At 39.8% G+C, this 249-nt stretch carries 1 tRNA gene; it reads left to right on the forward strand.

Annotation, left to right across the window (positions count from 1 at the left end):
* Positions 1-50 precede the first annotated feature (50 nt).
* A tRNA-Glu gene (locus AACW06_RS20580) sits at positions 51-126 on the forward strand.
* The last annotated feature ends 123 nt before the right edge of the window (positions 127-249 follow it).

Raw genomic sequence — 249 nt, forward strand, 5'->3', positions numbered from 1 at the left:
GGTTTATACAGTTTTAGAGAAAGAATGTTCCCAAACATTCGCAACTTAGTGTCCCGTTCGTCTAGAGGCCTAGGACACCGCCCTTTCACGGCGGTAACAGGGGTTCGACTCCCCTACGGGATACCATCTTTAAGCACATTTGCTTAAGTGTTCTTAAAAATGGTTTTCATCAGAAAATCTTGCTCTTTAACAATTTGGAAAGCTGACTGATAACAACATGATTTGTTGTTATCAAATAAAAGTTCTCAA

Origin of the sequence: Vibrio sp. S12_S33 (genome assembly GCF_963889785.1) — a bacterium.
Taxonomy (GTDB): Bacteria; Pseudomonadota; Gammaproteobacteria; order Enterobacterales; family Vibrionaceae; genus Vibrio; species Vibrio aestuarianus.